This window comes from Staphylococcus borealis, assembly GCF_001224225.1.
Taxonomy (GTDB): Bacteria; Bacillota; Bacilli; order Staphylococcales; family Staphylococcaceae; genus Staphylococcus; species Staphylococcus borealis.
The window spans coordinates 43,918-58,690 of sequence record NZ_CUEE01000008.1 but is presented as its reverse complement, the minus strand read 5'-3'; the positions used below and the strand labels follow the sequence as shown (position 1 = coordinate 58,690).

The window sequence follows — 14,773 nt, the reverse complement described above, 5'->3', positions numbered from 1 at the left end:
TTATTATATAGTAAAAGCCAACGTCGACACTTGTGTGAATAAGTGTTGACGTTGGCTTTTTAGGATAAAAAATAGATTTATTTATTCTGCTTTATTTTTCTTAGTTAACCAACTAAAGGCTATAATCATTACGACAAAAACTTTTAAAATAAATTTCATTTTTGTTCACCTCAATAACTTAATACTACCATAATTGCTGAGCTAAAAGAAAAATGATGATAATAACATATAAGTATAAATTATTTTAAGCGATTTATGATATTGATATAATAGATATATTAAAAAGTCTTTTTAGAGTAATAAAGAAGGATGATGATATATGCGTGTAGCTATAATTGGAATGGGTACGGCTGGTGTGAGTGTTTTAAGACAGTTAGTCAAAAATGAAGCATTTAAATATTTAGAGGTAGATGTCTATGATAATGAAAAGAATATGGGACAAGGTGTGCCATTTCAAAATGACAGTAGTCAGTTACTCATCAATTTGCCAACAAAGCAGATGAGTTTAAATTTAGATGATGATGAAGAATTCTGGAATTGGTATCAAGAACAATCAGAGTTTAAATTTGATAATCCTAAGTACTTACCTCGATTTGTGTTTGGTCATTATATGAAATCTTATCTATCTAACTTTGACCTATTATTTGATAATCTTTCGGTTATCAAGCGTCCAGTTCGTGAAATTTTTACAAATTCAGAAATAGATGAGACGACATTAAAATATTATGTATGTACATCAGAAGATATGAGTGAATGGAAAGAATACGACTATATCTTCTTAACGACAGGTACTTTCGCTTATCATGATCCGTATCAATTAAAAGGTAAAAAAGGATATATTCAAACACCTTATCCTACATATAATACATTGGATGAAGTTTCAGAATCAGATGATATAGCCATAATTGGAACTGGATTAGCTAGTTTAGATGTTGTTAGATATGTCGCTACACATCACCCTAAGTTGCCAATTACTATGACAAGTCGTTCAGCACATCTGCCAAGTGTAAGAGGGAATATGGTTGATATTGAATTCAAATATTTAACTAAACAAAAGTTTAATGAGCTAAAAGGAAAACATTTTGGAAATGTTCCATTAGAAATCGCTTTTGAATTATTTCAACAAGAATGTAAAGACCGTAATATACAGTTAGATAAATTAATACATAGACGTACTGGTAATACAATTAAAGATTTACAATATGATCTCGAACGTGCAAATGAAATTGGAGTATTTCAAAGTTTGATTGAAAATGTTAAAGAGAATTTGAATTGGATATGGAATAGTTTCAGTCGAGAAGATCAGCAAGCCTTTGATAAGCGATTTTCAAAACATATTCAATTAAATTCAAATCCAATGCCACCACGTACAGCAGAATTAATTATTAAACTTATACGTAATCAATCACTTATTATTAAAAGAGGATTAGAGGATATTAAACATACAGATGACGGTTATTTATTAACATTTAAAGATGAGCGACAACCTAAACCATACGATGTCATAATCAATTCAACTGGATCCAAAACACATTTGTCAGATTTAGATGACGAAGATCAGCTTATACTGAACCTTCAAAATAGACAAATCGTTCAGCCGCACCCAATGGGCGGTATTCAAATTATTCCAGAAACGAATCAAGTCATTAGCCCAAGATATGGAACATTAAATAATATGATTGCCATTGGACAAGTGACGAACGGTGTTAACAAGTTAAGAAATGGTGTGAAGATGATTGTTGATCAAGCAGTAAGTTCTGTCAACTATATGTACGACAATCAAAGTAAGTTTGATCACGTCGATGCTTAAAGTGCATGTTTACACTTAAATGACTAAATTGCATCAATGGTTACACTGTTTAATATTAGATAGCGTAGACGATTTGTAATTTTTAAACAATAAGCGTATGATGATTAGTGTAGTAATCAAACTACATTAACTCTAATAATCACAATTTCATATGAATTCTTTCGGGGCGGGGTGCAATTCCCAACCGGCAGTAAATTAAGCCTGCGACCTGTCAAAGTATATGGTTAACTACTTTGATGGCTGATCTAGTGAAAGTCTAGAGCCGACAGTGAAAGTCTGGATGGGAGAAAGAATCGAGACGTCAATTTAAGTTATAATGACGCTTATTTAGCATACACATTTAAGAAATGTTGTAAGCTTATTTGAACATATATTTAATTTCCCTATGCCTGTAATTGTTTTATTGGTATAGGGAATTTTTATTTTGAGGTGATGAATTGAGTTATTTTATGAATTATGCAATACAACTCGCACAAATGGTTGAAGGTCAAACGGGTGTTAACCCGCCAGTGGGTGCTGTCGTAGTCAAGAACGGCAGAATTGTCGGACTGGGTGCACATCTTAAACAAGGTGATAAACACGCGGAAGTACAAGCACTTGATATGGCTGGAGAAAATGCAAAAGGTGGAACGATTTACATTTCGTTAGAACCTTGTACGCACTTTGGCTCAACACCACCATGTGTGAATAAAATTATAGAATTTGGACTAAGTAAAGTTGTTTACGCTGTTAAAGATACAACATTACCTTCTGAAGGGGATGCAATATTAGAACAAGCTGGCATCGAAGTTGAATATCAATACACTGAAGATGCAGCTGCGTTGTATCGTGACTTTTTCAAAGCTAAGTCAGAACAATTACCTGAAATCACGATGAAAGTGTCTGTATCATTAGATGGTAAACAGGCTACTGATATGGGTCAAAGCAAATGGATTACAAATTCAGATGTGAAACAAGATGTTTATCATTTAAGACATACGCATGATGCTGTATTAACGGGTAATGGCACAATTAACGCTGACAATCCCCAATATACGACGCGTATTCCAAACGGTAAACATCCTATTCGAATCGTTTTATCAAGAAGTGGCAACATTGACTTTACAAAGCAATTGTTCCAAGATTCTTCAAGCGAAGTTTGGATATACACAGAAAATGAGCATCTTAAAAGTCCAAATGCAAATGTCAAAATTATCTATTTAACTGAATGTAAATTAAAAGATATTTTAAAAGATATTTATAAGCGAGGTATTGGTAAGCTATTAATAGAAGCTGGACCTCGTGTAACTTCGGAATTTCTCCAAACACATTTTATCGATCAACTTATTATTTATTACGCCCCGAAAATAATAGGTGGTTCTGGGAAAAATCAATTCTATCAAACAAATGATGTCATTGATTTAAACCACGCCACGCAATTTGAAATTATTTCTACTGAGTTAATTAATCAAAACTTAAAAATGATCTTGCGAAAGAAGTGACAATTCATGTTTACAGGTATCGTTGAAGAAATTGGTACTGTCAAGAATATTCGTACGCATCAATCAGTTAGAACACTGGATATTGCTTGTCAAACGATTGTAGAAGACATGCACATTGGTGATTCTATTAGTGTGAATGGTGCATGTCTAACGGTAATTGATTTTACAAGTAACTATTTTTCGGTACAAGTTATTAAAGGTACTGAAGATAAAACATACTTATCACAAATTAAGCAAAATGATGAAGTGAATTTAGAACGCGCAATGCCAGGAGATGGTCGCTTTGGAGGTCATTTCGTTTTAGGTCACGTCGATGATAAAGGTGTGATTACGCATGTAAACGAAACATCTAATTCAAGAATTGTTTCGATTAAAGCATCGCCAAGGATTATTAAACAAATGGTTAAGCAAGGCTCTATCACTGTAGATGGTGTAAGCTTAACTGTTTTCGATCTTCGGAATGATAGTTTTGATATTCATTTAATACCTGAAACGAGACGTTCAACGATTTTATCTTCCAAGCAAAAAGGAGATTCAGTTCATCTAGAAACGGATGTTCTTTTCAAATACGTTGAGCGAATGATGAGTAGAAATGAATCAGAACTTACATTAGATAAGCTGAAAGCATTTGGATTTTAGGAGGCGTAAGATTAAATGAAATTTGATGAGATAAAAGATGCACTAAATGCTTTACAACGTGGTGAAAGTATTATTGTAGTGGACGATGAAGATCGTGAAAATGAAGGTGACCTGGTTGCTGTTACGCAATGGATGAATGATAATACCATCAATTTTATGGCAAAAGAAGGTAGAGGATTAATTTGTGCACCAATTAGTAAAGATATAGCTCAAAGATTAAATCTAACAACGATGGTTGACCATAATACGGATGACTTTGGAACGAATTTCACAGTTAGTGTTGATCATGTAACAACTTCAACTGGCATAAGCGCATTTGACCGAATGGCAACGGCACGTGCCTTAATTAATCCTGAATCTACACCGTCGGATTTTCATAAACCTGGTCATCTATTTCCACTCATTGCTAAGGAAAAGGGTGTATTAGAACGTACCGGTCATACTGAAGCGGCTGTTGATTTAGCCAAACTTACGCAAGCTAAGCCTGCTGGTGTAATATGCGAAATTATGAACGAAGATGGCACTATGGCTAAAGGTGAACAACTTGAAGCATTTAAACAACGTCATGGTCTTAAAATGATTACAATTGAAAATTTAGTTAAATACCAGAAGGATAAAAACGCTAATGTTGAATTGAAAGCAAAGGTAAATATGCCAACAGATTACGGTTCTTTTGAAATGTATGGATTTGAATCACCATTAACTAATGAAGAAATTGTTGTACTTGCTAAGGGTAAACCACGTGCGACTGAAAATGTACGTATTCACTCTGCTTGTTTAACAGGTGACATCTTCCATAGTCAGAGATGCGATTGTGGTGCACAACTAGAAGCGGCAATGAAATATATTCATTCGCATGGTGGCTTAATTATCTATTTACCTCAAGAGGGTAGAGGGATAGGGTTAATAAATAAACTAAGAGCATATGAATTGATCGAACAGGGTCATGATACAGTAACAGCTAACTTAGCTTTAGGTTTTGATGAAGATTTGAGAGATTATCACATTGCAGCACAAATATTAAATTATTTTAATGTACAACAAGTGAACTTGTTAAGTAATAATCCCAAAAAATTTGAAGGTTTATCTGAATATGGTATTACAGTTGCGGATCGTACACCAATTATAGTGGCAGAAACTGAATATAACCATGAGTATATGAATACCAAAAAAATCAAAATGGGTCATTTAATTTAGGAGGAATAAATATGAACTTTGAAGGTAAATTAGTAGGAACAGATTTAAAAGTAGCAATTGTAGTAAGTCGTTTTAATGATTTCATTACCAATCGTCTATTAGATGGTGCGAAAGATACACTCGTACGTCATGGTGTTGAAGAGAGTAATATAGATGTTGCATATGTCCCTGGTGCATTTGAGATTCCATTAGTCTCAAAAAAACTTGCCCAAAAAGGTGCATATGACGCAATTATAACTTTAGGTTGTGTTATAAGAGGCGCAACATCTCATTATGATTATGTATGTAATGAGGTAGCTAAAGGTGTTTCTAAGGCGAATGACGTGAGTGATACACCAGTTATATTTGGTGTATTAACAACAGAAAGTATTGAACAAGCAGTTGAAAGAGCGGGTACTAAAGCAGGAAATAAAGGTGCCGAAGCGGCAGTGAGTGCGATTGAAATGGCTAATTTATTAAAACAGTTTTAATTTGAAATGATAGGGAGTGGGACAGAATTCTTTTAAATTCTTCGTCCACTCCCAGCTTGCTTTGCTTGTAGAATTTCTTGATGAAATTCTCTTTGCTGGGGCCCCGACTCCCAGCTTGCTTTGCTTGTAGAATTTCTTGATGAAATTCTCTTTGTTGGGGCCCCGCCCGCAAGGGTGATTAGAACTGAGAAAAGCTTGAATTAAGCGCCTTCTCAGTTCAGTCAGCTACTGCGAATTTGCAAAATAGCTTCATTATATTATTTTTGTCCCGGACTTATCGTTTTATAAGTTTAGTTACACCTGAAATTATAAAGGCTGCTCCAAGTCCTAAACTAGTGAAAAGACCAATTTGCTTCAATGTTTTAGTTGAGACGAACTCTTGATATGCTAGTGCTAAATTTTGTGGACGCTCAGCTAATCTACGCATGAAATAACCGAACCAGTCATTACCATATGGTACATAAATAGTGAAATGGTATCCTTGTCGTGCAATTTCTTCAGCTAATTCGCTACGGAATCCATATAACATTTGAAATTCGAATTGATCCTTATCGATATTATGTAATTTAACAAATTGTTTAACATGGTTAATAATTTGGTCATCATGTGTAGCGATAGAAGTGAAATTTTTAGCATTTAAAAGTCGTTTTTCGATGATTTTTATGTAATTTTCATCAATTTCTTCTTTAGTTTGATAAGCGATTTGTTGATCCTCTTTGTAAGCACCTTTGACTAATCTTAAGCGTAAATTAGGATATTTATCAATTAAATCAACTGCATCATAAAGATAAGCTTGTATTACAGTACCAACGTTTCTGAATTCCCCTTTAAGACGATCTAGTACTTCTACGATTTGTTGTAAACTGTCATATTTTTCAGTGTCAATGTTAATATGCATATTATTGAATTCATTAGCTTTAAGTAATATTTCTCTTAAATTGTTATAGGCTAATTCTGTATCAAATTCACCACCCAGTGAACTTAATTTTACTGACATATGTGCATCGACATTATAATCTTTAATGGCTTGCATAACTTCTAAAATTTCATTTTTTGCTTGATTTGCTTCTTCAACCGTTCCAACAAATTCGCCAAGATTATCTACTGTAACAGCAATATTTAAATCGTTGAGTCTCTCGATTGTATCAATTAGTTGCTCGATCGTATTGCCAGCTACAACTTTGTTAGCACCCATTTTCGGACCTACTTTTTTGGCAGTTTCATTTAAATATGTGCTATTTGATAATGCAATAAAAAAATTTTTGAAAAGTGACATATCCCATTCCTCCAAATTACATTAAACTAATAATTTAATAATAGTTTAGCATGAATATTACATAGTAGAAAGCGTTTTCAATTATCTGAATACTATAAAAAGAGTATAATTACATTGTTGAATAATATTTATAATGAGATTGTGTCTTAGATTTACACCAGACTTAACAGATAATCTGATATAATACATTTATTGAAATATAAGTTAGAGAGGAATCATGCATATGTGGAAATGGGAAACTGAACATGATGCTAAAGGTGTCGTTGTTATAGTGCATAATATCTTAGAGCATACTGGTAGATATGCTTATGTTATTACGATGTTAAGACGTAATGGCTATCACGTAATCATGGGTGATTTGCCTGGCCAAGGTCAAACTTCTAGAGCGAGTAAAGGGCAACTCGAGCATTTTGATATTTACCATGAAACGCTGTTGGAATGGGTTAGAATCGCAAATGAATATAAAATTCCTACATTCGTTATGGGCGTCGGGCTAGGTGGATTGATATTATTAAATGTACTTGAAAAAACAGAATTGCCTATCGAGGGTATGTTACTCCTTTCTCCATTGTTAGAATTTAAAAGAAACAATAAAACGCGCAAAGATATGCTTATCTCTAATATTGGTAAAGGTTCTAAGGATGCACGCTTCAACTTAGGTATAGAACCTGAAGACTTAACACGAAATGATGAAGTAATTGATGAAACAAATCAAGATGGTTTAATGTTAAGAAAGGTAACTTATAAATGGTATAACATTGTTCTAGAAACAATGAAAGATACAGTACAACATTTGAAAGACATCCAATCAATGCCAACATTACTCATGTATGGCACAGAAGATAAAATATTAGAATTGCGTTCTTTAGAAGATTTAAAAAATAAACTTAGCACGAATGAATTTTATTATAAAGTTTGGCAAGGGCTCTATCACGAGATTCATAATGAACCTGAACGTGATCAAGTGATGCGCTATGTTTTAACATTTTTAAATAACAGTGTGAATACTATGGGCTTTATTGTTAATGAAGAAGAAATTGAAGAAGTATGATACATTTGGCTAACCAATGATTTAATTTGTTGGTTGGCTTTTTTTAAACACCTAATTAAATATAATGCAATTGTTTGATTGAATAAGTTAATTTAGTAATAGTAAGTTAATAACTTTTAAAGATAAGTAAAAATATAATATAATGTAAATAGTATATCATTAATAATTTAATTATATATTTGTCTATTAGAGTTTAAAATTTAAAGTATTTTAACATTTGCTTTAATGTAAGTTAATTTTTGGGAGTTATTATAAATTGTTTAATTACAATAGTGATAATTGGGTAAATATATAGTGACAGATAATTTAATCATTTTAAAATCAGAATGTGTACAATCGGTTAGGGAGGGAGCAGCATGAGTAATCAAGCAGGAGAGAATGTTTCAATGATATTACAGCTTGAAGAAGTCTGTAAGGAAATCAATTCAATTTTTAAAGTAATATATGAAACTTATGATTTAACTAAAGAAGAGGTTTTAATTTTACTTACTTTATGGGACAAAGGTCCTATGACGCTGAAAGAAATGGATAGTTACGTTAATATTAAGTCTTATAAACGTACCCGTACATATAATAAATTGGTTCACTCTGAATGGATTTTTAAAGAACGTCCTTTGGATGATGAACGTACTGTAATTATACATTTTAATGAAGCTAAACAAGAACAGAAAAATGAACTGTTAGATTTCATTACCGCAACTATAAAAAAACGATATGAAATATTAGAAAGCAGTTTAAATTTATTAATGCGTGTTTAAGTAATCAAATCTCAGTTTGATGTCATATTGACTTATACTATAAGCGTGTTATATAAAAAATCCACTCCGTAATTAATATTTTGGAGTGGATTTTTTGTATTCTTATTAAGAATGTTAGGTTTCTTGTTAGATGTTAAAGCTAACGTTTTTCAATGGCACAAATGAAGGGTGCATGATTCACTTGATTCATAAATTGATATTTAAGAATATGTGCTTTATTTTGATCGAATGCTTCTAGAAACGTTAATAAAGCGTCTCTCTCAATTTGACCTTCAGGGTGGCCGTGATAGATAACTAATACGATAATGCCTTCAACGCTTAAATAATCAAAGATGTTATTAATCGCGTTGATAGTAGTTTCTGGTTTCGTAACGATAGATTTATCTCCTTTAGGTAAATACCCAAGATTGAAGATGGCGGCATCAATATGACCTTTATAGTTAGAATCGATATGTTGTTGCACATTCTCGTGGCCATCTTGAATGAGCGTTACGTTATCGTATGTTTTTACCTTTTCATAAGTGGATTGAATAGCAGATGCTTGTATGTCAAATCCGAATACGTGACCCTCTGGAACTTGTTGCGCAAGGAATTTCGTGTCATTACCATTGCCACAAGTTGCATCAATGACGATGCTTTGCGAATTAATGTGTTCAGTTATTAACGTTTTTGAAAAGGGGAGAATACGTTCTAATTTCATAATTTGACCTTTTCTTCAGTTTGATAATATTTACCTTGATATGATTCGCGTCTTGCTAATTCATTATCAATTTCATTTAAAACTTCCCATTTATTAACACTCCACATTGGACCAACCATTAAGTCGATAGGACCATCACCAGTAATTCGATGTATAATCATTTCTGGAGGTAAAATCTCAAGTTGATCACAAACTAGATTGGTATAATCTTCTTGAGACATAAATTCAAGCATTCCTTTTTCATATTGTTTAACCATTGGCGTACCTTTTAATAAATGAAGTAAATGGATTTTAATACCTTGAACATCCATTTGCGCTACTTCACGAGCTGTTTCCATCATCATTTGATAGTCTTCTCCTGGTAATCCATTGATGATATGTGTACAAACATTAATATTGTGTTTTCTTAACTTTGCCACACCTTCATAATAAGTTTGCATATCATGTGCACGGTTAATCAAATCAGATGTTTCTTGATGGACAGTCTGTAAACCTAATTCTACCCATAAATAAGTACGTTCATTAAGCTCTGCTAAATAGTCTACAACGTCATCTGGTAAGCAATCTGGTCGTGTTGCTATAGACAAACCAACAACGCCTTCTTCTTTAAGGACAGGCTCATACTTCTCTTTTAATACTTCTACTGGTGCATGCGTATTAGTGAAGGCTTGGAAATAAGCAATATATTTACCCTCGCTCCATTTTTCGTGCATTCTATCTTTAATTTGTTGGAATTGAACTTCAATTGGATCAGCTCTATTACCGGCAAAGTCGCCACTTCCTGCTGCTGAACAAAATGTACAACCACCATGTGCAACTGTGCCATCACGGTTAGGACAATCAAATCCACCGTCCAGCGCTACTTTAAAAATCTTTTGCCCAAATCTATTTTTTAAATGGTAATTCCATGTATGATATCGTTTATTTTCAAAGGCATACGGGAAATAGTTACCCATAACACATTTTCCTTTCTATCTAACTTAGTTCTAAGTAAAGATTTTAACATACTTTAATGTTATAGTGTTTAATGTGGTTCAACAAAAATATAAAGAGGGGACTAATAGTATGAATATACCTAGATCAGTATGGTGGCTAGTTATAGGTATGGCACTGAATATAACTGGCTCTAGCTTTTTATGGCCTTTAAACACAATTTATATGAAAGAAGAGCTGGGTAAGAGCCTGACAATTGCTGCGATTGTTCTAATGGTTAATTCATTTGGAATGGTAGTCGGAAATTTATTAGGGGGTTCATTATTCGATAAATTAGGCGGCTATCGAACAATTATGATTGGTACTGTGACTTGTTTAATAAGTACGACACTCTTAAACTTCTTCCATGGATGGCCATGGTATGCAGTTTGGTTAGTACTGTTAGGCTTTGGTGGAGGTATGATAGTTCCCGCAATATATGCAATGGCTGGTGCCGTTTGGCCTAATGGGGGAAGAACAACATTTAATGCTATCTACTTAGCTCAAAACATTGGTGTAGCAACGGGCGCAGCAATGGGTGGTTTCGTGGCTGAATTAAGTTTTAATTATATCTTCTTAGCTAACTTAATCATGTACGTCTTATTTGCAATTGTTGCAATAACGCAGTTCAATCTTGAGTATCATGCTAAATTTCGAACACCCGACAGCATAGATATTCATAATAAAGAAAACAAAAAACGGTTTATTGCACTATTATTATTATGTGTCATGTTTGCTATCTGTTGGATTGCTTATATTCAATGGGAAACAACAATTGCATCATTCACGCAAGAATTAAATATTTCAATGTCTCAATATAGCGTATTATGGACAGTGAATGGTATTATGATTTTAGTTGCCCAACCGTTAATAAGACCAGCGATTATGTTATTAAAAGGAAACTTAAAACATCAAATGTTTGTTGGGATTTTAATCTTTATGTTGTCATTCTTTGTTACTAGTTTTGCAGAACAATTTACTGTATTTCTAATCGGAATGATTATTTTAACGTTGGGTGAAATGTTTGTATGGCCTGCTGTTCCAACAATCGCTAACTATTTAGCACCTGAAGGTAAACAAGGTCAATATCAAGGTGTTGTCAATTCAGCATCAACTGTTGGTAAGGCATTTGGTCCGTTGATTGGTGGATTATTAGTAGATACGTTTAACATGAGTGCAATGTTTATCGGTATCATGCTTTTATTAATCATTGGAATTATTTTCCTTTCAATCTTTGATAAGGGTCTGCCTAAAAGAGAACAATCAAAACGTTCAAGACAGTAACTATATTTAAGTGTAAGTTGAAATAAATTAATAACTACTACTTGCAATTACTGCTTGAATCTCATAATATTAAAATGTATTGGAGTAGTAGCTTAAATACTTTTCATCAGAGAGCTAGTGGTGGTGAGAACTAGTGTTAAGAATTAAGTGAACTTACCGTTAAATAATTAAATTTAAAACATCTCTTACTATTATAAAGTGCACATAATATGTGAATTAGGGTGGTACCGCGGCTATTCGTCGTCCCTATCATAAATAATAGTTAGAGATGTTTTTTTATTTATAGGAGGAAATAGATTTGGGATATAATCATAAGGAAATTGAGAAAAAATGGCAAAATTATTGGACAGACAACAAAACTTTTAAAACAAGCGATAACTTAGGTCAAAAGAAATTTTATGCGTTAGATATGTTCCCGTATCCATCAGGAGCAGGTTTACATGTCGGACACCCTGAAGGTTATACCGCTACGGATATTGTATCTAGATATAAACGTATGCAAGGTTATAACGTTCTTCATCCAATGGGATGGGATGCGTTTGGTTTACCGGCAGAGCAATATGCTTTAGATACGGGTAATGACCCTAGAGAATTTACACAACAAAATATTCAAACGTTTAAACGTCAAATTCAAGAATTAGGATTTAGTTATGATTGGGATAGAGAAGTTAATACGACAGATCCAGAGTATTATAAATGGACGCAATGGATTTTCATTCAACTTTACAATAAAGGATTAGCCTATGTTGATGAAGTAGCTGTTAACTGGTGTCCAGCATTGGGTACTGTATTGTCTAATGAAGAAGTAGTGGACGGTGTATCTGAACGTGGAGGACATCCTGTTTATAGACGTCCAATGAAACAATGGGTACTAAAAATTACGGAATATGCTGATCGTTTATTAGAAGATTTAGACGAACTGGATTGGCCTGAATCTATTAAAGATATGCAACGTAATTGGATTGGCCGATCTGAAGGTGCAAGCGTATCTTTTAAAGTAGATAACAGTGATGAAAGTATTGATGTGTTTACTACAAGACCGGACACAATTTATGGTACAACTTTCCTAGTATTAAGTCCTGAACACGCTTTAGTAAATAAAATTACGTCTGCCGATAAACTTGAAACGGTTAAACAATATCAAGAAGAAGCTTCAAAGAAATCCGATTTAGAACGTACTGATTTAGCAAAAGATAAATCAGGTGTATTTACGGGGGCATACGCTATCAATCCGTTATCAGGTGAGACATTACCAATTTGGATTGCAGATTATGTACTATCTAGTTATGGTACAGGCGCAGTCATGGCTGTACCTGCGCATGACGAACGTGATTATGAATTTGCATCTAAATTTAATTTACCAATTAACGAAGTGATTGCTGGTGGAGATATTCAAAAAGAAGCATACACAGGTGTTGGTGAACATATTAATTCAGGTGAATTAAATGGCTTAGATAATGAAGCGGCGATCTCTAAAGCAATTGAACTATTAGTTGCTAAAGGTGCAGGCGAAAAGAAAGTAAACTACAAACTAAGAGATTGGTTATTCAGTAGACAACGTTATTGGGGAGAACCTATTCCAGTTATACACTGGGAAGACGGTTCTATGACTACAGTGCCAGAAGATGAATTACCTTTATTACTTCCAGAAACAGATGAAATTAAACCTTCAGGAACTGGAGAATCTCCATTAGCTAATATTGATGAATTCGTAAATGTCGTTGATGAGAAAACTGGCATGAAAGGTCGTCGTGAAACGAATACAATGCCACAATGGGCAGGAAGCTGTTGGTATTATTTAAGATATATCGATCCTAATAATAGTAAGATGTTAGCTGATCCAGAAAAATTAAAACACTGGTTGCCAGTTGATTTATACATTGGTGGTGTTGAACACGCAGTACTACACTTATTATATGCAAGATTTTGGCATAAAGTTTTATTTGACTTAGGTGTTGTTCCAACTAAAGAACCTTTCCAAAAATTATATAATCAAGGTATGATTCTTGGTGAAGGTAATGAGAAAATGAGTAAGTCAAAAGGCAACGTAGTTAACCCAGATGATATTGTCAATTCTCATGGTGCTGATACATTACGTTTATATGAAATGTTTATGGGACCATTAGATGCTGCGATTGCATGGAGTGAAAATGGACTTGACGGTTCTAGACGTTTCTTAGATCGTGTATGGCGATTATTCATTAATGAAGATGGTTCATTAACAGATAAAGTAGTTGAAAACAATGACACTAAATTAGATAAAGTATTTAACCAAACTGTGAAAAAGGTAACAGAAGATTTTAATTCATTGAACTTTAACACAGCTATTAGCCAATTGATGGTATTTATTAACGAGTGTTATAAATCAGAAACTATTTATAAACCATATGCAGAAGGTTTCATTAAAATGTTAGCACCAATTGCGCCTCATATTGGTGAAGAATTATGGAACAGATTGGGTAATGATGATACGATTACTTACCAACCTTGGCCAACCTATGATGAATCATTATTAGTTGATGCAGAAGTAGAAATTGTTGTCCAAGTTAACGGTAAAGTTAGAGCCAAAATGAATATTCCTAAAGACACGTCTAAAGATGAGATGGAAGCATTAGCATTACAAGACGAAAATGTTAAACTATCTATAGAGGGTAAAGACATTAAAAAAGTGATTGCTGTGCCTCAAAAATTAGTGAATATTGTTGCTAAATAATAATTAAAAGGAGTTTTAATAATGGAATCTATTACAGTAGATCAATTAAAAGAGAAAGTATTAGAATCTAATCCAGTTAACATTGTGGATGTTAGAACTGACGAAGAAACTGCAATGGGAGTTATACCTGGAGCTAAAACAATTCCAATGGATCAAATTCCTGATAACCTAAATTATTTTAATGACAAAGACACATACTATATTATCTGTGCAGCTGGAATGCGTAGTGCAAAAGTTGTGAAATATTTAGAAGGCCATGATATTCATGCTATTAATGTAGAAGGTGGTATGAACGAATGGGGCACTGCAGGTACAGAAATAAATAGTATTTAATCATGCATAAGCGACTGACAAATTCAAATGTCAGTCGCTTTTTTGATTTTTAAGAGGACTAAATTATATTTTATAAAATATTTATCATA

General features: G+C 33.4%; 13 protein-coding genes, 1 riboswitch and 1 other annotated feature. Of the genes, 10 read left to right on the top strand and 3 right to left on the bottom strand.

Going from position 1 to position 14,773, the window contains the following annotated elements:
* Window positions 1-319: 319 nt before the first annotated feature.
* From AK212_RS09705 to ribH, 5 genes are all read left to right on the top strand, one after another.
* Window positions 320-1,810 (top strand): FAD/NAD(P)-binding protein, encoded by a 1,491-nt coding sequence (locus AK212_RS09705; RefSeq protein ID WP_053030544.1) that lies wholly within the window; start codon window positions 320-322, stop codon window positions 1,808-1,810.
* A 153-nt stretch (window positions 1,811-1,963) separates the two neighbouring features.
* A riboswitch (FMN riboswitch) is annotated at window positions 1,964-2,106 on the top strand.
* Between the two features lie 141 nt (window positions 2,107-2,247).
* A complete protein-coding gene (gene ribD, locus AK212_RS09700) occupies window positions 2,248-3,291 on the top strand; it encodes a bifunctional diaminohydroxyphosphoribosylaminopyrimidine deaminase/5-amino-6-(5-phosphoribosylamino)uracil reductase RibD (RefSeq protein WP_053030542.1) in 1,044 nt (347 codons plus the stop codon).
* 6 nt (window positions 3,292-3,297) lie between these two features.
* Window positions 3,298-3,930 (top strand): riboflavin synthase, encoded by a 633-nt coding sequence (locus AK212_RS09695; RefSeq protein ID WP_053030540.1) that lies wholly within the window; start codon window positions 3,298-3,300, stop codon window positions 3,928-3,930.
* A 15-nt stretch (window positions 3,931-3,945) separates the two neighbouring features.
* A complete protein-coding gene (locus tag AK212_RS09690) occupies window positions 3,946-5,127 on the top strand; it encodes a bifunctional 3,4-dihydroxy-2-butanone-4-phosphate synthase/GTP cyclohydrolase II (protein ID WP_053030538.1) in 1,182 nt (393 codons plus the stop codon).
* Window positions 5,128-5,138: 11 nt separating this feature from the next.
* Window positions 5,139-5,597, top strand: a complete 459-nt coding sequence (ribH, locus tag AK212_RS09685) for a 6,7-dimethyl-8-ribityllumazine synthase (protein WP_053030536.1) — start codon at window positions 5,139-5,141, stop codon at window positions 5,595-5,597.
* A gap of 274 nt (window positions 5,598-5,871) precedes the next feature.
* Here ribH and AK212_RS09680 read toward each other — a convergent pair whose 3' ends face one another.
* Window positions 5,872-6,873: a proline dehydrogenase family protein gene (locus AK212_RS09680; RefSeq protein WP_053030534.1), complete on the bottom strand. Its 1,002-nt coding sequence runs from the start codon at window positions 6,871-6,873 to the stop codon at window positions 5,872-5,874.
* 223 nt (window positions 6,874-7,096) lie between these two features.
* Here AK212_RS09680 and AK212_RS09675 point away from each other — a divergent pair, with 223 nt between their 5' ends.
* Window positions 7,097-7,924, top strand: coding sequence for an alpha/beta fold hydrolase (locus AK212_RS09675; RefSeq protein WP_053030532.1), 828 nt, complete (start codon window positions 7,097-7,099; stop codon window positions 7,922-7,924).
* A 356-nt stretch (window positions 7,925-8,280) separates the two neighbouring features.
* Window positions 8,281-8,682 carry a transcriptional regulator, SarA/Rot family gene (locus AK212_RS09670; protein WP_053030530.1) on the top strand — a complete coding sequence of 134 codons (402 nt, stop codon included), beginning with the start codon at window positions 8,281-8,283 and terminating at the stop codon, window positions 8,680-8,682.
* Window positions 8,683-8,821: 139 nt separating this feature from the next.
* Here AK212_RS09670 and mnmM read toward each other — a convergent pair whose 3' ends face one another.
* Window positions 8,822-9,382, bottom strand: a complete 561-nt coding sequence (mnmM, locus tag AK212_RS09665) for a tRNA 5-(aminomethyl)-2-thiouridylate-methyltransferase MnmM (RefSeq protein WP_053030528.1) — start codon at window positions 9,380-9,382, stop codon at window positions 8,822-8,824.
* The gene (gene mnmL / locus AK212_RS09660; protein ID WP_053030526.1) at window positions 9,379-10,338 is read right to left on the bottom strand and encodes a tRNA modification radical SAM protein MnmL/YtqA; all 960 of its coding nucleotides are present in this window, start codon (window positions 10,336-10,338) and stop codon (window positions 9,379-9,381) included. Before mnmL ends, mnmM begins: the two co-directional genes overlap by 4 nt.
* 109 nt (window positions 10,339-10,447) lie before the next feature.
* Between mnmL and AK212_RS09655 the strand changes: the two genes are divergently transcribed.
* The 3 genes from AK212_RS09655 (at window position 10,448) to AK212_RS09645 (ending at window position 14,684) form a co-directional block, all read left to right on the top strand.
* Entirely contained in the window at window positions 10,448-11,638 is a 1,191-nt protein-coding gene (locus AK212_RS09655) for an MDR family MFS transporter (RefSeq protein ID WP_053030525.1), read from the top strand.
* A gap of 68 nt (window positions 11,639-11,706) precedes the next feature.
* Window positions 11,707-11,889, top strand: a binding site (T-box leader).
* A 47-nt stretch (window positions 11,890-11,936) separates the two neighbouring features.
* Window positions 11,937-14,351 (top strand): leucine--tRNA ligase, encoded by a 2,415-nt coding sequence (leuS, locus tag AK212_RS09650; RefSeq protein ID WP_053030523.1) that lies wholly within the window; start codon window positions 11,937-11,939, stop codon window positions 14,349-14,351.
* 21 nt (window positions 14,352-14,372) lie between these two features.
* Window positions 14,373-14,684, top strand: a complete 312-nt coding sequence (locus AK212_RS09645) for a rhodanese-like domain-containing protein (protein ID WP_053030521.1) — start codon at window positions 14,373-14,375, stop codon at window positions 14,682-14,684.
* The last annotated feature ends 89 nt before the right edge of the window (window positions 14,685-14,773 follow it).